This is a genomic window from Candidimonas nitroreducens (genome assembly GCF_002209565.1).
Classification (GTDB): Bacteria; Pseudomonadota; Gammaproteobacteria; order Burkholderiales; family Burkholderiaceae_B; genus Candidimonas; species Candidimonas nitroreducens.
The window spans coordinates 280,742-300,825 of sequence record NZ_NJIH01000008.1 but is presented as its reverse complement, the minus strand read 5'-3'; the positions used below and the strand labels follow the sequence as shown (position 1 = coordinate 300,825).

General features: G+C 66.7%; 16 protein-coding genes and 2 pseudogenes. 3 read left to right on the top strand and 15 right to left on the bottom strand.

The genetic code is table 11. The features are described 5' to 3' along the window. Positions 1 to 86 precede the first annotated feature (86 nt). The 14 genes and pseudogenes from CEY11_RS26005 to CEY11_RS15345 all read right to left on the bottom strand — a co-directional run. A pseudogene (locus tag CEY11_RS26005) lies at positions 87 to 1,034 on the bottom strand (glycosyltransferase); the annotation flags it as partial. A gap of 324 nt (positions 1,035 to 1,358) precedes the next feature. Beyond that, positions 1,359 to 2,465: pseudogene (locus CEY11_RS15405) on the bottom strand (glycosyltransferase family 4 protein); the annotation flags it as partial. Next, positions 2,462 to 4,381 carry an asparagine synthase (glutamine-hydrolyzing) gene (gene asnB, locus CEY11_RS15400; RefSeq protein WP_088604273.1) on the bottom strand — a complete coding sequence of 640 codons (1,920 nt, stop codon included), beginning with the start codon at positions 4,379 to 4,381 and terminating at the stop codon, positions 2,462 to 2,464. The pseudogene CEY11_RS15405 and the gene asnB, both read right to left, overlap by 4 nt. A gap of 10 nt (positions 4,382 to 4,391) precedes the next feature. Then, positions 4,392 to 5,498, bottom strand: coding sequence for a glycosyltransferase family 4 protein (locus tag CEY11_RS15395; RefSeq protein ID WP_088604272.1), 1,107 nt, complete (start codon positions 5,496 to 5,498; stop codon positions 4,392 to 4,394). 87 nt (positions 5,499 to 5,585) lie between these two features. Beyond that, entirely contained in the window at positions 5,586 to 6,935 is a 1,350-nt protein-coding gene (gene murJ / locus CEY11_RS15390; RefSeq protein WP_088604271.1) for a murein biosynthesis integral membrane protein MurJ, read from the bottom strand. A 3-nt stretch (positions 6,936 to 6,938) separates the two neighbouring features. Then, the gene (locus tag CEY11_RS15385; RefSeq protein ID WP_088604270.1) at positions 6,939 to 7,964 is read right to left on the bottom strand and encodes an NAD-dependent epimerase/dehydratase family protein; all 1,026 of its coding nucleotides are present in this window, start codon (positions 7,962 to 7,964) and stop codon (positions 6,939 to 6,941) included. Between the two features lie 68 nt (positions 7,965 to 8,032). Next, complete coding sequence (gene tviB / locus CEY11_RS15380; RefSeq protein WP_269845288.1) at positions 8,033 to 9,307, bottom strand: Vi polysaccharide biosynthesis UDP-N-acetylglucosamine C-6 dehydrogenase TviB; 1,275 nt, start codon at positions 9,305 to 9,307, stop codon at positions 8,033 to 8,035. Positions 9,308 to 9,498: 191 nt separating this feature from the next. Then, positions 9,499 to 10,644 (bottom strand): MraY family glycosyltransferase, encoded by a 1,146-nt coding sequence (locus CEY11_RS15375; protein ID WP_088604268.1) that lies wholly within the window; start codon positions 10,642 to 10,644, stop codon positions 9,499 to 9,501. A gap of 609 nt (positions 10,645 to 11,253) precedes the next feature. Continuing rightward, complete coding sequence (gene coq7 / locus CEY11_RS15370; protein WP_088604267.1) at positions 11,254 to 11,943, bottom strand: 2-polyprenyl-3-methyl-6-methoxy-1,4-benzoquinone monooxygenase; 690 nt, start codon at positions 11,941 to 11,943, stop codon at positions 11,254 to 11,256. Between the two features lie 38 nt (positions 11,944 to 11,981). Beyond that, complete coding sequence (locus tag CEY11_RS15365) at positions 11,982 to 12,617, bottom strand: hypothetical protein (protein ID WP_088604266.1); 636 nt, start codon at positions 12,615 to 12,617, stop codon at positions 11,982 to 11,984. Beyond that, the gene (locus CEY11_RS15360; RefSeq protein WP_088604265.1) at positions 12,614 to 13,357 is read right to left on the bottom strand and encodes an SCO family protein; all 744 of its coding nucleotides are present in this window, start codon (positions 13,355 to 13,357) and stop codon (positions 12,614 to 12,616) included. Before CEY11_RS15360 ends, CEY11_RS15365 begins: the two co-directional genes overlap by 4 nt. A 108-nt stretch (positions 13,358 to 13,465) precedes the next feature. After that, positions 13,466 to 14,017 (bottom strand): c-type cytochrome, encoded by a 552-nt coding sequence (locus tag CEY11_RS15355; protein WP_088604376.1) that lies wholly within the window; start codon positions 14,015 to 14,017, stop codon positions 13,466 to 13,468. Between the two features lie 87 nt (positions 14,018 to 14,104). Next, positions 14,105 to 14,701, bottom strand: a complete 597-nt coding sequence (locus tag CEY11_RS15350; RefSeq protein WP_088604264.1) for a cbb3-type cytochrome c oxidase subunit II — start codon at positions 14,699 to 14,701, stop codon at positions 14,105 to 14,107. Between the two features lie 2 nt (positions 14,702 to 14,703). After that, positions 14,704 to 16,362 (bottom strand): cbb3-type cytochrome c oxidase subunit I, encoded by a 1,659-nt coding sequence (locus CEY11_RS15345; protein ID WP_088604375.1) that lies wholly within the window; start codon positions 16,360 to 16,362, stop codon positions 14,704 to 14,706. A gap of 295 nt (positions 16,363 to 16,657) precedes the next feature. On the opposite strand from CEY11_RS15345, the gene CEY11_RS15340 reads away from it, so the two are divergent. From CEY11_RS15340 to CEY11_RS15330, 3 genes are all read left to right on the top strand, one after another. After that, positions 16,658 to 17,080: an OsmC family protein gene (locus CEY11_RS15340; RefSeq protein ID WP_088604263.1), complete on the top strand. Its 423-nt coding sequence runs from the start codon at positions 16,658 to 16,660 to the stop codon at positions 17,078 to 17,080. A gap of 8 nt (positions 17,081 to 17,088) precedes the next feature. Next, positions 17,089 to 17,883, top strand: coding sequence for a thymidylate synthase (locus tag CEY11_RS15335; protein WP_088604262.1), 795 nt, complete (start codon positions 17,089 to 17,091; stop codon positions 17,881 to 17,883). A gap of 114 nt (positions 17,884 to 17,997) precedes the next feature. Further along, positions 17,998 to 18,492 (top strand): dihydrofolate reductase, encoded by a 495-nt coding sequence (locus tag CEY11_RS15330; protein ID WP_088604261.1) that lies wholly within the window; start codon positions 17,998 to 18,000, stop codon positions 18,490 to 18,492. 138 nt (positions 18,493 to 18,630) lie between these two features. On the opposite strand, the gene CEY11_RS15325 is transcribed toward CEY11_RS15330, so the two are convergent. After that, positions 18,631 to 20,046 (bottom strand): aminotransferase-like domain-containing protein, encoded by a 1,416-nt coding sequence (locus CEY11_RS15325; protein WP_088604374.1) that lies wholly within the window; start codon positions 20,044 to 20,046, stop codon positions 18,631 to 18,633. Positions 20,047 to 20,084 lie beyond the last annotated feature (38 nt).

The window sequence follows — 20,084 nt, the reverse complement described above, 5'->3', positions numbered from 1 at the left end:
GCGTCCAGGCCGTATTCGGCATGCACGCGCTGGCGCCCTCGCTCGAGCCTTTGCGCCATGGCCTCGGTTCCCAGCAATGCCAACGCCTCGTTCAGCGCTCCCGACAAGGCCAGCGCATCACCCGGCGGCGCCACCCAGCCCTCGGCACCCACGATCTGCGCGGCGTCGCCCACATCCGTCACCACGCAGGCCAGGCCCACCGCCATTGCCTCGGCCACTACGTTGGGAAAACCTTCCGCGCGGCTGGACAGCACGTGCACGTCGAGCGCATTCATGATCTGCGGCACGTCGGTGCGCTGGCCCAGCAGCAGCACCCGATCGCGGATCGCCAGGCGATCCAGCATGCCCATGAGTTCGGTATTGCCCTCGTCCATGCCCGCGCCCACCAGCACGCAGCGCAGGCCGGGACGCATGCGCAGGCTCAGGGCGAAGGCCTGCAGCAGGTTGGCGTGATCCTTGAGCGGGTTCCAGCGCGCCACGCTGCCTATCAGCACGTCCGTGGGCGCGGCGTTCCAGGCCTTGCGCAAGGCCGCGCGCGCCTCGGGCCGCGGACGCCAGCGCGACAGATCGTAGCCGTTCGGAATCACCCGCAAGCGTTCCGCACGATAGCCCCAGGCCTGGTGCTGCAGTGCCGCGCTGCGCGCGCACGCCACGATGACACCCGGCACCGGGCCCGAAAGCCATGAGCAGATCCGCGCCACCAGACGTGCCGAGCCGCTGCCCATCTGCAAATTGACGCCCGAATTGCGTATGCCCCAGGACACCGCGCGTATTCCGGCCAGGCGCGCCGCCACGCCCCCAATCAGGTCGGCGTGATACATCCATGTCTGCACCACGTCGGGAGCCAGCCCGCGCAGCAGTTTGTACAGGCGCCACAAGCCGCCCGGCGTGAGCCGTCCGGCGGGCATGTCCAGCGTATGCAGCTCGATGCCCGCCTCGCGCAGGCGCGGGCCGAACACGCCGTCGCCGATCATGGAGACGACGACGTGACGCCCGCTCTGCGTGGGCGCCGTCACCAGCCGGTACAGCACGGTTTCCGCCCCGCCCTGGCCCAGCCCCGAAATGATGTGAGCCACGGTGAATGGACGGCCGCGGGCGCCCGCAGGGCCGGCTTCCCGTGGCGGCAACGGCGCGCTTATTGGCGGTGCGCTATCCAGGGGTACGCCATCCGGAGGAGCGCCGTCCGGCGGCGTGCCGGCCGGTGCATTGCTGTCTGCGGCATCGCTACCTGGCAACTTGCTGTCCGGCGCTGTGCCGTATGCAGGCAGCTGGTGTGGCGGCAGGCTGCCCTGCGGCCATGCGGCATCCTGGCCAAGGCCCGGTGCGCCCAGGCCGCTTACCACCCCTTCGACCCGCGTACCGCGGGCGGTGGCGATGAGCTGATCCCAGCGGGCCAGCACGGCCTCGAGGCTGTAGCGCCGGCGCACCGATACCGCCGCAGAGGCGGCGAGGCGCTGGCGCAGGGCCGCGTCGCCCAGCAGTTGATCCAGGCCCGCGGCCAAGGCCGCGGCGTCGTCCAGGGGCACCAGCAGGCCGTCCTCGCCGTCGCGCGTCATCTCGCGCGGGCCGCTGGGGCAATCCACGGCCAGGCACGGCAGGCCCAGGGCCATGGCCTCGAGCAGCGCATTGGGAAAGCCCTCGACCCGCGACGTCAGGGCGAAAGCATGCGACTGCGCCAGTTCCCGCCAGGGTTCGGCGGTACGGCCCGGCAGCGATATGCGGCCGGCCAGCCCGGCCTGCCCGATCTGGCGCAGCAGCTGCGCGCGCATCGGCCCTTCGCCCCAGATCACCAGATCCCAGTCGGCATGGCGCTCGGCCAGCCCGGCGAAGGCCTGTATCAACACGTCGAATTGCTTGGCGGGCACCAGCCTGCCCATGGCGGCCAGGCGCCGCCGCCCGTCCACATCCGGAACGCAGGCGGCCAGGCGCGCATCGTACAGCTCGGCGGGCATGGGATTGGGCACCTGTTCCAGGCGGCGCATGCCGGGCACCATACGGGCAAAAGGCCGCAGACTGGCCTGCGCCTGCACCGTCACCAGATCGGCCCAGGGGTAGGTGTAGCGGCGCAGCAGGCGCAGCAGCCGGCCGGCGCTGTCGCTGGCCGCCGGATTGGTGCGCTCGCAGACGATGATGGGTATGCCCAACCCGCGCGAGGCCAGCAGCGCCACCACGTTGACGTTGGTCAGGAACGAGACGATGACATCGGGCCGGCGTTCGCGCAGCAGGCTGCGCAAGGCGGCGAGCTTGCGTGCACCGGCCAGTGCCCGGGGGCCGCCGCCGCAGCGATCCGCCAGCCATAGCAGCTCGACCTGCGGGGACAGCGGATAAAAGCACGTGCCCCTGCCGGTATAAGTGGGTACCAGCGTCACCTCTTCGCCGCGCTGCGCCCAGGCGCTGGCCAGCGTGGCCGCGACGCGCTCGGCCCCGCCGGCATGCATGGAGCTGACCAGGAAGACGATTTTCATCGCACCCGCGCCGCCGTGCCTGTTTTAGAGTCGAGCCATGCCTGCGTCATCAGGATGCTCCACAGGTGCTGGCTCCAGTTGCGCACGCCCGACTGGTGCTCGCGCCACTTGCGCTGCACCGCGCCGGGCTCGAACAGGCCTTCGCGCAGCAAGCGCGAAGGCTCCAGCAGCGACGCCCCCCAGTCCTTCAGCGGCCCGCGCAGCCATGTCCCCAGCGGCACCGAAAAACCTTTCTTGGGCCGATCGACCAGATGCGCCGGAACATGGCGATACAGCAGCTGGCGCAGCAGCCATTTGCCTCTGCCATCGCGCACCTTGTAGTGCAGCGGCAGGCGCTGGGCGAACTCGAACACGTGGTGATCCAGCATCGGCACGCGGGTTTCCAGGCTGACCGACATGGCGGCGCGATCGACCTTGACCAGGATGTCGTCCGGCAAGTAGGTGAGGGCATCGAGCAGCATCATGTATTCGAAGAAATTGCCTTCGCCCATCTGCCGGTCGAAGGCGGTATCGGGCACGTAGGCGCCGCGCACCACCTGCCGCGGATCCTTCCAGTACGACACGAACTGGCGGTAGAACTGCCCGGCGTGCGGCGCGCCGGCCAGCGCCACCGCCTTGAGCGCCTGGTCGTGCAGTTGCCCGGCCGGCAGCAGCGCGGCCCCCAGGCGGCCCAGTTCGGACAGAGGCCGGCGCAACAGCGCCGGCAGCGACTCGCGCCTGTGCCACCAGCGCTGGGCGCGGAAGTAGCGCGCATAGCCGCCGAACAGTTCGTCGCCGCCATCGCCCGACAGGGCCACCGTGACATGCTGGCGCGCCATGCGCGATACCAGCAGCGTGGGGATCTGCGACGAATCGGCGAAGGGCTCGTCGTAGACGGCGGCCAGATCGGGCACCGTGGCCAGGGCGTCGGCCGCGCTGACGTACAGCTCGGTGTGCGCAGTGCCCAAATGCGCCGCCACGGCCTTGGCGTGCTCCGCTTCGTTGTAGCCGGGCTCTTCGAAGCCGATGGAATACGTATTGACCTGCCCCGAGCCGCGCGCGCGCATCAGCGCCACGACCACCGAGGAATCGATACCGCCCGACAGGAATGCGCCCAGGCCCACGTCGGCCAGCATCTGGCGCTGCACCGACGCGCCCAGCACGGATTCCAGCGCATCCACGGCCTGCCCTTCGGTCTCGAAATCCAGCTCTTGCTCGCGGGCCTGTTGCGCCACGGTCTGCGCCGACCAGTATGCGCGCACCGGAGGAAACTCGCGGCGCAGGCAATGTTCGCGGGTCAGGCGCACCCATGAACCCGGCGCGAGCTTGCGCATGCCGCGGTAAATGCTCCAGGGCGCCGGTATGTAGTTATGGCGCACCAGCAGCGACAGCGCGCGCCGGTCGATCTCGTGCGAGAAGCCCGGCATGGCGCTCAGCGCCTTGAGCTGCGAACCGAACACGAAGCTCTGGCCGGCGAAGCCCATGTACAAGGGTTTCTCGCCCATGCGGTCGCGCATCAGCGACAGGCTGCGGTCTTGCCTATCCCACAGACCCATGGCGAACATGCCGGTGGCCCGATACAGCGTTTCTTCGACGCCCCAGGCCGCCAAACAGGCCAGTATGGTCTCGGTGTCGGAATGCCCGCGCCAGTCCGGCGCCTGGCCGCGGCCTTCCAGTTCGGCCCGCAGTTCCAGGTGGTTGTAGATCTCGCCGTTGAGCACCAGCACGTAGCGCCCGCAGTGCGACACCATGGGCTGGTGGCCAGCCTCGGACAGATCGAGTATGGCCAGGCGCACGTGGCCCAGCGCCAGGCCGGCTTCCGTGTCATGCCAATAGCCCGTGCTGTCGGGGCCGCGCTCGCGCATTCTGCAGCAGCCGCGCTCCAGCTCGGCCTGCTTGTTGATCATGGGGCCCCACACGCCAATGATTCCACACATAGCCAGTCCGTTATTCCCGCCCCTGCGCGGGCTCAAATACATGGTGCCATAATGCCATGACCCGAACCATGGAGAACCGGTCGCGCACGTCGACGGCGCGCCGGCCCAGGGCCGCGCGCCGTTCGTGATTCGTCATCAGCCCGTACAGATGCGCGGCCAAGGCCTCGGCATCTTCGACCGGGCGCACCAGCACCCCGTCTATGCCGTTGCGCACGATTTCCCTGGGCCCCGTGTCGCAATCGAAGGCCACCGCCGGCAGCCCACAGGCCATGGACTCGATCAGCGTGTTGGACAAACCCTCGACGCGCGAGCTCAGCACATACAGGTCGGACTGCTCGTACCATTGGCCGATATTGCCCACCCGGCCCGGCATGCTGATGCGATCCTGCAGGCCGGCCTCGTCGATGCACCGCTGCAGCTCGCCACGGCTGCCGCCCTCGCCCAGGATGACGAGATCCCAGTCGCGCACATGATCGGCCACCATCTGGAATGCCTGTATCAACAGGTCGAAGCCCTTGTGCGGATGCAGCCGCCCGACCGCCAGCAGGCGCCGCCGGCCGCGGCGGTCGGGCGGTTCCAGCACCGGCTCGCCGGGCTCCAGCGGCCAGCGCACGGCATTGGGAATTACCGTCACGGAACAGCCCGGCACATGCTGCTCCAGCCACTGCGCCGTACCCTTGGTAAGCGCCACCACCTGCGCGGCGCGCGGGTAGGTGCGGCGCCGCAGCCGCAGCCACATGGGGCTGAGCTCTTGCGAAGGCGGATGCGTGTGCTCGGTGGCGATGACCCGGCAGGGCTGGCGGCGCGCCGCCAGCACGGCCAGCACCGAGGCCGTGGTCATCATGCCCAGCACCACGGTGGGTCGGCTGCGGCGTATCAGGCGGCGCAGCGCCAGCACGCGGCGCAGATTGGCCAGCATGCCGCGCAGGCCGCCGCCGCTGTCGCCGGCCGTGCCCAGCGCCACACGGCGCACCGCGGGATGCAGCGCATAGGCATCCGTGGCGGCATCGGACTGCGTCACCAGCGTGACCTGGTAGCCGCGCTCGACCCAGTAAGCGCCCAGATCGACCGCCACGCGCTCGGCCCCACCCCCGTTCAGGGAATGGATCACTATCATCAAATGAGGCGTACGAACCGCTGGCTTCAAAATTGGTATCCGCAATGAATCTGTTAAAAATGCCCGCAGGGCCGGCTTACGGCCGGTTCATGGCCGGCCCTGCGCCGCGTCCGGCGACAGAACCCAGGCAGCCACGACATAACACGTATAGGAAAGCACATACATGATGCTGGTGGCGAGCATGATGCCTTCGACACCCATGCGCGGCGCCAGCACCAGGTTCATGACCGCCTTCAATGCGAAGTTGGCCACCGCGATGGCCGCCATGACGCGATAGCGGTTCTGGCTCGCCAGCAGCTGCACCAGCATCAGCACGCCGAAATAAAAGGGCAGCTGCAGCAGGCCCCAGCGCAGCACCTGAGACACCGCGACGGTATTCTGCGCAGTGAAGGCGCCGCGCTGGAACAGCAGCGCCACGCCCCACGGCGCCAGCAGCCAGCCGACCAGGCACACCACGGCGCCGGCCAGCACCATCAGGCACGACCACTTCAATGCGGTGGCCCGTGCGCGCACCGGGTCGCCGCGGCCCTGGATGTCCGACAGCACCGGCAGCGCCGCGCGCCCCACCGAGGCGGCGCCTATGCCCAGCACCAGCGACAGCAGGCGGCTGGCATAACCCAGGGTGGCGTTGGCATTGGCCCCCAGATTGGCCGCGGTGTACTGGTCGATGGGCCCGACGAAGCTCATGGCCACCTGCCCCACCAGCATCACACCGGCCGCCGTGGCCAGGTCGGGCCAGTGCGGCGAGCGCAGCGTGAACAAGGGCCGCCCCCACATGCCGTCGGCCTTTCTGGCCAGCCACAATTGCCAGGCCGACTGCAGCAGATAGCCCAGCAGCGTGCCCCACAGCAGAGGCCGTACATCGCGCACCGGCCATGCCAGGATGCACAGCAGGATCAGCAGCGCCGGCACACTGTCGAGCAAAGTGTTGATGTGGCGCTCGTGCGCACGCAGCCGCGCGGCGCTGACGCCGGTCATCACGGTCAGCAGCGCCGCGGGCGCGAAGGCCAGAATGAGCTGCGAGCTCATGCCGCGAACCTCGGGCGACAACCCCTTGCCCGCGATGCTCAGCACCCAGGGCCATGCCATGTAGATCAACAGCGCCAGCGCCGCGCCCAGCACCAGCACCCAGGCCTGCAGCTCGCGCAGGAAGCGCGCGCGCGCGACCGGATCCTGGTAGCGTATGCGTACCAGTACCGGAATCAACACCACCGACAGCACGCCCACCAGCGTGACCGGCAGCCAGTTCGCCATAGTCATGGTGAACTGGTAGGCGTCCACTACGCTGCTGACGCCATAGCGGTACGCCACCGCCATTTCCTTGAGCGCGCCGGCGAACTTTCCCAGCAGCAGGAAGAAGGCGACTCGCGCCGCCCCCTGGGCGATGCGCCGATGGTCGGAGTGCAGGTTCGATAATCGTCGTATGAACGTATTCAAGAATTAACGCAGGAATTGCGTGTACCAAGGCATGGCCACCTCCAGCCCCTGCACGATGTCGTGCAGAGGGTCGTATCCCAGCAACCGCCGCGCCTTGCTGATGTCGGCCTGGGAATGACGCACGTCGCCGGCGCGGAAATCGGCGTGCACCGGCTGCTTGTCGTAGACGATGCCGTTGTTGGCCAGCGCGCGGGCGAGATATTCGAACAGCTCGTTCAGGCTGGTGCGCGCGTTGTAGGCCACGTTGTAGACCTGATTGACGCCCTCGGGCTGCGCCAGCGCGGCCAGCAGATTGGCCTGCACCGCATTCTCGACGAAGCAGAAGTCGCGGCTGGTCTCGCCGTCGCCGTTGACCACCACGTCTTCGCCGCGGATCATGGCCGCCACCCACTTGGGAATGACCGCTGCATAGGCGCCGTTGGGATCCTGGCGCTTGCCGAACACGTTGAAGTAGCGCAGGCCTATGCTGCCGAAATCGTAGGCGCGCGCGAACACGTCGGCGTACAGTTCGTTGACATACTTGGTGATGGCGTACGGCGACAAGGGGCGGCCGATGCGGTCTTCGACCTTGGGCAGGTCGGGGTGATCGCCATAGGTGGAACTGGAGGCCGCATAGACGAAGGCCTGCACTTTGGCATCGCGCGCCGCCACCAGCATGTTCAAGAAGCCGCCGACGTTCACGTCATTGGTGGTGATGGGGTCGGACAGCGATCGCGGCACGGAGCCCAGCGCCGCCTGGTGCAGCACGAAGTCGACTCCGGCCGTCGCCTTGCGGCAGGCATCGAGGTCGCGTATGTCGCCTTCATGGAAGGTAAAGCGCGCCCATTGTTCGGCGGACACGGTCTGGCGCACTTCGTCCAGGTTGTACTGGTGGCCGGTGGCGAAGTTGTCCAGGCCCACCACATTCTGATCCAGCGTCAGCAGGGTTTCGAGGATGTTCGAGCCGATGAAGCCGGCGCAGCCTGTCACCAGCCACGTGCGCGGCTTGGTACGCAGGCTGGCCATCAATTCCTGGTAATGGGTACTCATTGCAATCAACCTTCGATGAAGTTCGTCCGCCCGCCCCGCAGCGGGCATTTCGTATTTGCGGCTGGCCGCTACAGGCGCAGATCGGACTGGTCGGCGGGAAACACATACTTCAAGTCGTACAGCACGTGTTCGGGCCGGCCCAGCGCGCGCATTGCATCCGCGCCCATATCGGTGAACTGCCGGTGCGCCACCGCCAGGATGATGCCGTCGTAGGCGCCCTGCGCCGGCTGCGCCACCGGAGTGATGCCGTATTCGTGCTGCGCCTCGGCCGCCTCGACCCAGGGGTCGTAGACATCGACCTCGATGTTGTACTCGCCCAGCTCGCGCACGATGTCGACCACGCGCGTGTTGCGCAGGTCGGGGCAGTTCTCTTTGAACGTCAGGCCCATGACCAGCACGCGCGAACCCTGCACCTGGATGCGCCGCTTGGTCATGGCCTTGACCAGCTGCGACACCACATAGCCGCCCATGGAATCGTTCAGGCGCCGGCCGGCCAGGATGATCTCGGGGTGATAACCGATGGCCTGGGCCTTGTGCGTCAGGTAGTAGGGATCGACGCCTATGCAGTGGCCGCCCACCAGCCCGGGCCGGAACGGCAGGAAATTCCATTTGGTGCCGGCCGCCTCGAGCACCGCCTGGGTGTCGATGCCCATCTTGTTGAAGATCAGCGCCAGCTCGTTGACCAGCGCGATATTGACGTCGCGCTGCGTGTTCTCGATGACCTTGGCGGCTTCGGCCACACGTATCGAACTGGCCTTGTGAGTGCCGGCGACGATGATCTCGCGATACAGCGCGTCGACCAGCTCGGCGGTTTCGGGCGTCGAGCCCGAGGTGACTTTCTTGATGGTCGAGACGCGGTGCGACTTGTCGCCCGGATTGATGCGCTCAGGACTGTAGCCGGCGTAAAAGTCCTGGTTGTAGCGCAGGCCCGACATGCGTTCCAGCACCGGCACGCACACCTCTTCGGTGGCGCCGGGGTACACCGTGGACTCGTAGACGACCACGTCGCCGCGCTTGAGCACCTTGCCTATGGTCTCGCTGGCGCGCACCAGCGGCGTCAGGTCGGGCTGCTTGTACTCGTCTATGGGCGTGGGCACGGTGACGATGAATACATTGGCGCGGGCCAGTTGCCCGGCGTCGTCGGTAAAGCTCAGGTGCTTGGCCTGCGCCAGCTCGGCGCCATCGACCTCGAGCGTGTGATCACGCCCTTCGCGCAGTTCGGCGATACGGCGCGCATTGATGTCAAAGCCCAGTACCGGCCGCTTCTTGCCGAACTCGACTGCCAGGGGCAGGCCCACGTAGCCCAGCCCAACCACCGCAAGGTTCACATCTTGAATTTGCAACTTGGATCTCCCACGCATTGCGTCGAAAAAGAAGTATTGCCCGCCGGCATCGGCCCCTACCCTACAGTTTAATGAAAGGTTCGATGCAAGGGGGCCGGCATGCAAAACCGGAATTATCTATGCATCTGTTATTCGTTTTAAACGCGCCGGCCACCCACGGCGGCGCTGTCCATACCCATGCGGCACCCTTGCTACTTGTCGCGTTTGTGGTGTTCGCGACCCAGCGAGGGCAGCAGCAGCCACGCCGGACGGCGCCACGACACCAGCCTGGAATACAGCCAGATGTAAACCAGCGAAAAGACCAGCAGGCTGGCGCACAGCGCCCAGGCGTTGTCCCACCAGATGGTGGCCGGCACCAGGCCGATCAGCGTCAACACCCACAAATAGGGCGAGGTCATGGCGTTGCACAGCGCCGGCACCGCGTGACGGCTGTCGCGGCTGAAGGTGACGCGCACCAGCCGGCGGAACACCAGTTGATGCAGATGCAGCGCATCGGGCTGGTCGACCGGCGTGCCGCGCTTGAAGCGCCGCCGCCAGATCGAGAACAGGGTCTCGAAGACCGGGTAGAACAGCACCGCCAGCGCGTAAAACGGCGACACGCTGGGATTGCGCACCACCAGTTGCACCGCCAGCTCGGCCAGCATGAAGCCCAGGAAATAAGCGCCGCCGTCGCCCAGGAAGACGCGGCCGAAAGGGAAATTCCAGACCAGGAAGCCCAGGGTCGCCGAGGCCAGCGCCGCGGCGATCAGGAAGATGGGAATGTCCTGCACCTGCAAGGCCACCAGCCCCAGCGACAAAGCCATGAGCGTGGCCACCATGCCGGCCAGCCCGTTCATGCCGTCGACGATATTCAAGGCGTGCGTACAGCCGCCCACCGCCACCATGGTGAAGACCAGGGAAATCGGCCAGAAGCCCAGGATCCAGTCTATGGGCCACAAGCCCACGCGCGAGACCCCGCCCAGCAGCCACCAGGCGATGGCCGCGGAAATAAAGGCCGCCAGCAGGCGCTTGCCCGAGCCGATGTCCTTGGTGATGTCTTCCAGCAGGCCAGCCACGAACACCGGCAGCGCCGCCACGAACAGCACCGGCCACAGCCAGGTGAGCGTCATGTTCTTCGGGCCCAGCACCAGCAAGCCGGCCAGACTGCCGGCCAGCACCGCCAGGCCGCCCACCCGCGGCGTCGAGCGCGCGTGCGAGGCCTGCGGCTTGTGCAGATCGGAATCGCCGGTGTAAGCACCGTGCCAGCGCTCTGATGCCACGATCAGGCCGCCGATGGTGAATGCCACGATACAGATATATAGCCAGCTTACTGTATCCCAGGTTTGATGCGAGGCCACAACCCCCCCTGCACGGTAGAGAACTTCATATTATCGGACGTATTTGTAACACGCCGCGAAGACCCCTCGGAAAAAATGCAACAAAAAAATGGGGCCGCTGTGGCAATTGTCCCGCTCCGGCGGCATCGGGATTTCAGGTGCCCAGGCAGCCGAGCCGAAAAAAAATTAAAAAAAAGCCCGAGATCTTGCGATCTCGGGCTAAATCCACCAAAGGAGGAGGGTGGAGGAGACAACCGTGGCATGTCGGGCTACGAAAGCACTGCTACTTGCTTGAGACCGCGCGCTTGGGGTTTTCCCTCTCGGGTTTTCCTCTACAATCGCGTTTCGACATCCGATAACTAAAGTGTATAGCGTTTTTTTGTGCGATGCAAGATCGATCGGGGAAAAAATCAATATTCGCGCATTGTGTTGCTTTTTTCCATCATGTCGTGGCTTATGCGCCAAGACAGGCCTGAGCCGAAGAACAATTTATTACAAATAAACCCTTTGCCCTGGCCCTTTGCCCTGGCCCTTTGCTTCAGCCCTAGCCAACGCCCCGTCCATTGCCAGGCCGAAGCCGGCGGCCCGCACGCAATGAACGGCCACCGGCCGGCGCAAGAGCGCGGGCCTTCACACCCGGTAAGCGGTGGTGGTCATGATCTTGGACATGGCCCGCATGCCCAGCCGCACCGGCAGCGGCAGCGGCCGGCCGCCATGATCCTGAGCCGTGGCGCGATGCTGCGCCTCGTCCTGACGCATCTGCTCGACAATGCCGCGCGAACGCGCATCACCCAAGGGAAGCACGTCCAGATGCCCCTGCAGATGCTGCTCGACCTGGGCCTCGGTTTCGGCCATGAAGCCCAGGTTCCTCTCTTTGCCCGCGTAGCCGGCCGCCAGCCCGAGCGAAAAAGAGCCCGCATACCACAAGGGGTTGAGCCAGCTCGGGCGGCTCTGCAGTTCATCCAGCCGCTGGCGGCACCATGCCAGGTGGTCGACCTCTTCGGCGGCCGCGCGGCGCAGTACCGCGCGGGCCTGCTCGTCGCGGCAGAATACCGCCTGGCCGCGGTACAGGGCCTGGGCGCAGACCTCGCCGACGTGGTTGACGCGCATCAGGCCCGCGGCGTGCTTGCGCTCGGCCGCCGACAGCGCGGCATCGTCCTGTGCGGCATCTCCCGCCGCCGGATTGGGCCTGGCCGCCTGCGCGGTGCCCCCCAGCACCTGCAGGGCGCGCCCGCATTCCGCCAGCACCGCGTCCAACAGGCCGCTGCGGCGCGACAGGGGCGCCACCACAGGCGCCGGGGTTTGCGGATTGCTACTCATATTCGTTCCATCCTTGCTTGCTATCAGTACCCACTCGCTCAGGACTGCCCTTCTTCGCCCGGGCCGTTGAACAGCCGCTTCCGGTAGCGCAGCAAACACGCCAGGGGCAGCAGTATCGACAGCAGCACCAGGCCGCGCCCCGCCACTACCTGGTCGCCGGCCAGATAAAAATTGCACAGCCGCGTCGTGTCGTTCTGGTACAACAGCCCCACTACCGCCGCCATCCAGCAGAAGCCGCCGAGAAAAAACAGCTTGACCACCATATTGGCCCTTCTGAGCGAGTCAAGCAGTATCACTCCTAATACAAATAGCACAAAAAACTTCATGGCCTGGGCCCAGCCGTATGCCTGGGCCTGATCCAGGGCCTTGGGGATCATCCAATAGGCGCCGGCCAGGCTGGCCAGAAGCAGGCCCGGCACGCCCAGGTCGTCCCAGCGGCCCCAGCGCCGCAGCAGGCCGTTCAGGCGGCCATCCGGGTGCGCCAGCGCGGCGGCGACCAGCGCCTGGCCCGCGCACAGCCCCGCGCACAGTATCAGAGGAATATGCACGAACATGTGCAAGGCCATGGATGAAGTCAGCGGCCGCAGGAATGCCAGCGCGGCCAGCAGCAGTATTGCGCCGGCTAGCGCGGGGCGCCGCCACGCCGCGTGGCCGCCGGCCCGGAGGCGCTTCATTGGCCGCCCTCCTGGCTGCGCGGCGCTCCCGCCGCAGCGGCGGCCGGCTCGCCCGAATGTGCAGCAGCAGCACGTCCGGCGCCCGACAGCCAGGCGGCCCGGCCCCCGGTGGGGCAGGCGGGCCCGGCGCGGCCGGCCAGCGCGACAGCGGCCTGCAGGGCCTGGTCGGGATCGTCGTAGTCGACCACGCGCGCCAGCCGGCCGTCGGCCGTGACCACGTGCAGGGCGGCATTGTGCACGAACTGCCCCAGCGGGGCCGGCACCACCACGATCCCGAAGGTATCGAGCAGGGCGCGCCGCTGGCGCGCATCGGCCGCGCCGGCAAACTGCCATAGTTGCGGATCGGCATGCAGCCCGCGGGCATAGCGGGCCAGGTCGTCGGCGCTATCGGCGGGATCGAAGCTGATGCTCAGCAGGCGCACGCGATCGCCCAGGCCGCGGCTGCGCAGCGCCGCCTGCAACTGCTGGAATTCGGAACCCAGGGCCGCGCAGATGGAAATGCAGCGCGTGTAGATGAAGTCGACGATGGCGATGCGCCCGTCGCTCTGCAGCCATTGCAGCAGCGGCGCCGAGGCGCCGGACTCCAGCACCAGGCCGGCGTCGGGTATGGGGCGCGGGTGATGCTCTACCGACAGCCGGCGGGCGGACTCGGCAGTGACGACCGTAAAGCCGTCCGTCTGCGCATAAATGGCGCCCAGGCCCAGCAGACACACCAGCAGCAGCGAGACGGCGAGCCTCATCCGCGAGCCTGCAGCCGGGGACGAGCGGCGGCAGACGCCATTGCGGTGCGTCCGCGGCAGCGGGCGCGGGCGCAGCCAGCGCCATACCCCTGCCGCGAAGCCACGGCCCTAGCGCATGGCGTCCAGCTCGGCATCGCCGTTCCAGGGCTTGTCGTGGGCCTTGGTCTCGTCGCGTTCTTTCTTGACCAGTGCGGCATCCACCGGCGCGGCGTGGTTGCCGAAGCTGGTGCGCACGTGCGTGAGCACCGCGGCGATTTCTGCATCGCTGAGCTTGTCTTTGAATGTAGGCATCTGCCCATTGTATTTCGCGCCCTTGACAGTCAGCGTGCCGGTGACACCGTGCAGCACGATGCGCGCCATGACTTCGGGCTTGCCCTCGACCCATTCCGAGCCGGCCAGCGGCGGGAACACGCCGGGCAGGCCGGCACCGGTGGCCTGGTGGCAGGCCACGCACTGCGAGGCATAGATCTGCGCGCCGTCGGCCTTGCCGCCGGCGGCCTTGGCCACCGCAAAGTCGGCGGCGACACGATGGTCGCCCAGGCTGGGGTCGCTGCTTTGCGGGGTTACCCAAAGGTAGCCCACCGCCGACAGAAAGACCACGGCCACTACCGCGATGACCGCCCAGGGTATGGGCCGGCTGCCTTCCGAAGGCTCCGGCATTTCGCGCTCTTGCGCGTCGGTATCATGTTCAGCCACTGTGCTTCTCCTTGTCCTGCGGGGCCCTGCCCCATCGATTCCGCCGGACGACTATTTGTCCTTCGTCAGCTCGTTCTTGACCGGATAGGTATGGTCGAGCGACAGCAGGTACGTGACCAGATCGACCGCCTCGGGCTTGGCCACCACGACCTGGCCCGGCGGCGCATAGCCGGGCGGCAGATTCACCACGCGGTCGCCCGGATCGGCCTTGTCCTTGACCTCGAACAGGAAGGGATAGGCGGGCATGATGCTTCCCGGGGTGTAGGCGCGCGGCTCGTACAGGTGGCCCAGGTTCCAGTCGGCGCTGGGCTGGCGCGCACCGATGTTGAACAGGTCGGGGCCGGTGCGCATGGTGCCCAGCAAGGGCGGCGCGTCGTAGTAGTAATCGCCGGCCACCGGCGCGCGGCCCCAGCCGCGCTTGAAGTCGGCCGGCGTCTGCGCCTGGCTGCGCGGCTGCTGCGAATGGCAGTACAGGCAGCCGTTGGCGATGTACACCTCGCGGCCGCGCAGTTCGGCCGAGGTATAGGGCTTCAGGCCCGGCGACGGCTTGACGTCGGACAATTGCATGAAAGGCATGATCACCAGCGTCGCGGTGGCCAGCGCCAGGGTTACCATGGCGCCGCTGAGCAGCTTGACTTCGCTTTCCATGGTTAGGCTCCTTGGGTAGCAGCGGCGGCGCGCCTGTGGAACAGCGCGGGCCCGATACGCGCCGGCCCGTTACGCAGAGCCATCGCGATGAAGTGGAATGCGAACACCAGGTGGCCCAGGGTCATGATGCCCCCGCCCACGCTGCGCGCCTCGAGATAGGGAATGGTGACGCGCACCGAATCCATGAAGGGCTTGGAAGGGTCGAGCATGTCCAGGCCCTGCAAGACGCCGCCTATGGTCAGGCCGACGAAATAAATGCCGAAACCGATCACCACCAGCCAGAAATGCAGCGCGATCAGCTTGGGGTAGGGCCATTCCCAGGACATGACGCGGGGCATGACGAAATACATGGCACCGAACATGACCAGGGTGAAGAAGGCATACAGGCCCAGGTGCGCATGGGCCACGGTGAAGTGCGTGAAATGGGTAACGGTGTTGATGCTGCGCAGCGCCTCGAACGAGCCCTGCAGCGAACTGAGCGTGTACATCATGCCGCCCAGTACGATGAAGCGCAGCGTCGGCGAATAGATCAGCGTCTTGAAATGGCCGCGCATCGTCAGGTGCTGGTTGACCGAGAAGGCGATGACCGGCACGATCATCATGATGCTCTGGACGATGGACAGCGTGATCAGCCAGCCCGGTACGGCGCTGCCGATCAGGTGGTGCCCGCCCACCTGCCCGTAGAAGAAGGCCAGCGCCCAGAAGCCCAGCAGCGACAGGTTGTACGACTGGATCGGGCGGCCGATAATCTTGGGCAGGAAATAATAAATGGTGGCCAGCGCGATGGGGGTGTAGTAGAGCCCGAGCACATTGTGCCCGAACCACCAGTTCATGGTGGCCTCTTCCATGCCGAAGTGCAGCCCGGGGATCTTGGCCACCAGGTACAGCACCGGGAACCAGAACAGCGCCGCCCCCATGTACCACACCGACACATACAAGTGTTTGACGCGCCGGTTCTGCAGCGTATAGACCAGGGGCAGGCCGATCAGCGCGCCGCCGGCCACCAGCAGGATGCTGATCTGCCAGGGGATTTCCAGCCACTCCAGACCGGAATTGAAGCCGGCGGCAATGCTGCCCAGGCCCGCGATAAGGCCGGCATTCCAGAGCATGCAGCCCAGCAGCGCGAAGCGGCCGCCCACCAGCTCGGTCTTGAGCAGGCGCGGAATGGTCCAGATGGCCACGCCGAAGGCCGCCATCGGGCACCAGCCGTAGGCCACGGCGTTCAAGTGCATGGTGCGCAGGCGGCCGAAAGTGAGCCAGGCCTGGCTGGTGAGGAAATCGGGCTGATGCAGCTTGATCGAGCTGATCAGACCGGCGCTCGAGGCAATAATCAGCCAGACAATGGCACAGGACAGAAAAACGAAGGACACCAGCGAGGTGGAGCGGTCGGCCTGCAGCCGCTCTTCCAGTTCTTTATGCAGCCGCGCGGCCCGTTCCGGATCATCCGGCAGCCGGTGCTCGCCGACGGTGTCTTGCAGGCTGGCCAGCTGCTGCGCCGTGAGCGCGGGCTCTTCGACCCGGCCGACCTCGCCTTCGGAAAAGATGACGCGCGCGGCCGCCGGATCGGCGTCGAACAGATTCTTGCGCAGCGACCAGATGAAAATGAACAGGCCGGTGACGGAAATGATGAAGGCGAGCAGCAGTGTAGTGACCGTATCCATGGCATACAACTCCGAATTGGGCACGGCGGAAAACGTCTTGCGCAACGAGTGCGCGCGGTAGGGGGAGCGTGGTTCAGGCAGTGCACAGGCATATGCGCCTAGCCGATGCGCCCTCCCGCGCGGACTCAATAGAACTTTTGCGCCGGATGCGTGTGCCGGCCAGTGCTTTAAAATGGGTCGCCGTAAGTGTAATTCGGCCGGCGCGGCTGTGGAACCATGCCCACATGCATAATCCGGATATTTATCGCCGCCGCGCGACGAAGGCCGGCCGTATCGACAAAAAGGTGAATCGCAAATGGAATGCACGGTAGACTGGGGCGGCCCCGAGGGCATGCTGTTCGTGGCCAAGACAGGCAGCGGCCACATCGCAGCCATGGACGGCGCGCCCGACGGCGGCGGCCACAACCTGGCGCCGCGCCCCATGGAAATGCTGCTGGCGGCCACCGGCGGCTGCACCGCCTACGACGTCGTGCTGATCCTCAAGCGCGGCCGCCACGCGGTCAAGGGCTGCCAGGTCAAGCTCAGCGGCGAGCGCGCCGAAACCGATCCCAAGGTGTACACCAAGATCCATTTCGCCTTCACCATCACGGGCAAGAATCTGCCGCAGGCCGCGGTAGAGCGCGCCGTGCAGCTGTCGCACGAAAAGTACTGCTCGGCCTCGGCGATGCTGGCCAAGACCGCCGAGATCACCTGCTCGACCACGGTCGTGGAAGGCTGAAAGACCCCATGCACCAATACGAAGACTTCATGCGCCATGTCTATGAACATGGCCAGGCCAAGACCGACCGCACCGGCACCGGCACCCGCTCGGTGTTCGGCCACCAGATGCGCTTCGACCTGGCGCAGGGCTTTCCGCTGGTCACCACCAAAAAGCTGCACACCAAAAGCATCTTCATCGAACTGCTGTGGTTTTTAAGCGGCAACTCGAACGTGCGCTGGCTGCAGGAACGCGGCGTCAGCATCTGGGACGAGTGGGCCGACGCGCAGGGCGAGCTGGGCCCGGTCTATGGCGTGCAGTGGCGCTCGTGGCCCACGCCCGACGGCGGCCACATCGACCAGATCAGCCAGGTCATCGAGCAGATCCGCCAGAACCCCGATTCGCGCCGCCTCATCGTCTCGGCCTGGAACGTCAGCGACATCCCGCACATGGCGCTGCCGCCCTGCCACGCCTTCTTCCAGTTCTACGTGGCGGGCGGGCGCCTGTCGTGCCAGCTGTACCAGCGCAGCGCCGACATCTTCCTGGGCGTGCCCTTCAATATCGCCAGCTATGCGCTGCTCACGCACATGGTGGCGCAGCAATGCGACCTGCAGCCGGGCGATTTCGTCTGGACAGGCGGCGACTGCCACCTCTACAGCAATCACTTCGAGCAGGCCCAGCTGCAGCTCTCGCGCGCACCCTACCCTTACCCGCGGCTGCACATCCGCCGCAAGCCCGCCTCGATCTTCGACTACGAATACGCGGACTTCGAAGTGCTGGACTACCAGGCGCATCCGCACATCAAGGCGCCCGTCGCGGTATGAACCACGGGCTTGCCGGCGATAACAAGGCGCGAAGCCGCAGGCGGTACGCGTAGTACGACAAGGCGAAGCAAGGCAGTTATCGCCTTGATGGCAAACCCGTAAAAAAATTCTTTCATGACCAGCCCACACGTCAAACTCGTCGTCGCCTATTCCGACAACCGCACCATAGGGCGCGACAACGCCCTGCCGTGGCGCCTGCCGGGCGACCTCGCGCATTTCAAGAAGGCCACGCTGGGCCACCCCATCATCATGGGGCGCAAGACCTGGGAATCGCTGGGCCGGCCGCTACCGGGGCGGCGCAACATCGTCATCAGCCGCCAGCCGCAGTTCGCCGCGGCGGGCGCCAGTGTCTACGGTTCGCTTGCCGAGGCCCTGCGCGGCTGCCAGGACGAAGACAGCGTCAGCATCATCGGCGGGGCGCAGATCTACAAGCTGGCGCTGCCGCTGGCCGACGAGATCGTGGCCACGGAAGTGCACGCCGAAGTCGAGGGCGATGCCCATTTCCCGCCGCTCGAGCCCGGCCAATGGCAGGAAACCGAACGCCTCGCGCAGCAGCCCGAAAACGGCTATGCCTACGACTTCGTGACCTACCGGCGACCGGCCCCCTGACGCGGACTGGCAATCGAAAGAGAACTGCGTTGCCGCGCCTTGCCGTATGACTGGTACGGCCTGCGGCTGCGCGCCTTGTGCCCTTGTGCCCTTGTGCCCTTGTGATTGCAGATTGCAAACCCGTAGCGCCCCGTAGAGTCAAGCCGCCCCCACGCGGCGCATGAACTTCCATAGCAGCGGGTCGAGCGAATAGGCCACATTGAAGCGCAGCCAGCCGGCATCGGCGCCCGTAGGGTCGAAATAGCCTCCGGGCGCAAGCCAGATGCCGTCGCGCAGCGCAGTCTCGGCCAGCCGCGCCGCACCCCGTTCACGCCAGGCTCCCGCCGGGCGCGCCCACAGGAACAGCCCGGCGCCCGGCCGCGCGTATACCTCGAAGCCATGCTCGTCCATCAGCCCGCACAGCGTTTCGTGCGCCTCGCCCAGGCGGTCGCGCACGCGCGCCAGATGCGCCTGATGGCGCCCCTGGCGCAGCACCTGATAGACCGTGCGCTCCAGCATTTCGGCCGGCGTCAGCGACATGGCCATGCGCGTGCGCACGAACGCGGCGGCCAGTTCGTCCGCCGCAACGATATAGCCCACGCGCACCGAAGGCGTGATGCTCTTGGAAAAGCCGGATACGTGCACCACCCGCCGCGTGCCCGCCAGCGCCAGCAGCATGGGCCCTATGCCCGGCAGCAAGTCACGCGAGACGTCGTCTTCGATCACCCAGAAACCATGGCGCTCGGCCACCTGCAGCACTTGGAAGGCATTGGCCATGCTCAAGCTGGTGCCGGTCGGGTTGTGCAGCACCGTATTGACGAACAGGCCCTTGACCGGATGGGACGCCGCCAGCCGCTGCAGGGTCTCGACGCACAGGCCGTCGGCCGTGCGCGGCACGCCCAGAATCTGCAGGCCGGCCAGGTGCAGGCAGGGCAGCAGGTTCGCATAGCAGGGCAGCTCCACCAACACGGTATCGCCGGCGCGAAACAGCGTGCGGATGACGATATCCAGCGCCTGGGTGGCGCCCTGGGTCAGCACGATCTGGGCCGGCTGCGCGGCCACGCCGCGCTCGGCCAGCACCCCCAGCATGTGCTCGCGCAGCGGCGCATAGCCGTAGGGATGCCCGTAGCCCGCGATCTGCGCCGCCGGCACCCGCGCCAGCTGGCGCAGCGACTGCTGCAGGCCGGCCTCGTTGAGCCATTCGGACGGCAGCCAGCCGCAGCCAGACTTGATCGGGATGGAATGATCGGCAAAGACATCGGCCAACAGCCACGATTCGCCCATTTTCGGCGGGCGCCAGGGCGCGGCGCGCACCGCCGCACGCGCAGCAGCCCGTGGCACCACGCGATAGGCCGAGCCCGGCCGTGCCGCGAGCCAGCCCTGCGCCGCCAGCCTGCCATAGGCGGCAGCCACGGTGTAGGTGCTCAGACCGTGGTTGCGCGCGAACTGCCGCACCGAAGGCAATGCCATGCCGGGGCGCAGCAGCTGGCTTTCCATGGCGGATTGCAGCGCCTGCGCAACCTGATCCACCAGCGTCGGCGCGCCGCCGCCGCGTATCGGCTGGAAGAACATCATGGGAGTCATGGGGCTCATGGGCGGGTTCATGGGCGGGT

What these genes read in the sequence shown, in the direction of transcription:
- CEY11_RS15335 (WP_088604262.1), top strand. Translation starts at nt 17,089, where the DNA reads ATGCACCAATACGAAGACTTCATGCGCCATGTCTATGAACATGGCCAG.
- CEY11_RS15360 (WP_088604265.1), bottom strand. Translation starts at nt 13,357, where the DNA reads ATGAGGCTCGCCGTCTCGCTGCTGCTGGTGTGTCTGCTGGGCCTGGGC.
- asnB (WP_088604273.1), bottom strand. Translation starts at nt 4,381, where the DNA reads ATGTGTGGAATCATTGGCGTGTGGGGCCCCATGATCAACAAGCAGGCC.
- CEY11_RS15350 (WP_088604264.1), bottom strand. Translation starts at nt 14,701, where the DNA reads ATGGAAAGCGAAGTCAAGCTGCTCAGCGGCGCCATGGTAACCCTGGCG.
- CEY11_RS15355 (WP_088604376.1), bottom strand. Translation starts at nt 14,017, where the DNA reads ATGCCGGAGCCTTCGGAAGGCAGCCGGCCCATACCCTGGGCGGTCATC.
- CEY11_RS15325 (WP_088604374.1), bottom strand. Translation starts at nt 20,046, where the DNA reads ATGATGTTCTTCCAGCCGATACGCGGCGGCGGCGCGCCGACGCTGGTG.
- CEY11_RS15395 (WP_088604272.1), bottom strand. Translation starts at nt 5,498, where the DNA reads ATGATAGTGATCCATTCCCTGAACGGGGGTGGGGCCGAGCGCGTGGCG.
- CEY11_RS15385 (WP_088604270.1), bottom strand. Translation starts at nt 7,964, where the DNA reads ATGAGTACCCATTACCAGGAATTGATGGCCAGCCTGCGTACCAAGCCG.
- CEY11_RS15330 (WP_088604261.1), top strand. Translation starts at nt 17,998, where the DNA reads ATGACCAGCCCACACGTCAAACTCGTCGTCGCCTATTCCGACAACCGC.
- coq7 (WP_088604267.1), bottom strand. Translation starts at nt 11,943, where the DNA reads ATGAGTAGCAATCCGCAAACCCCGGCGCCTGTGGTGGCGCCCCTGTCG.
- CEY11_RS15345 (WP_088604375.1), bottom strand. Translation starts at nt 16,362, where the DNA reads ATGGATACGGTCACTACACTGCTGCTCGCCTTCATCATTTCCGTCACC.
- CEY11_RS15340 (WP_088604263.1), top strand. Translation starts at nt 16,658, where the DNA reads ATGGAATGCACGGTAGACTGGGGCGGCCCCGAGGGCATGCTGTTCGTG.
- CEY11_RS15365 (WP_088604266.1), bottom strand. Translation starts at nt 12,617, where the DNA reads ATGAAGCGCCTCCGGGCCGGCGGCCACGCGGCGTGGCGGCGCCCCGCG.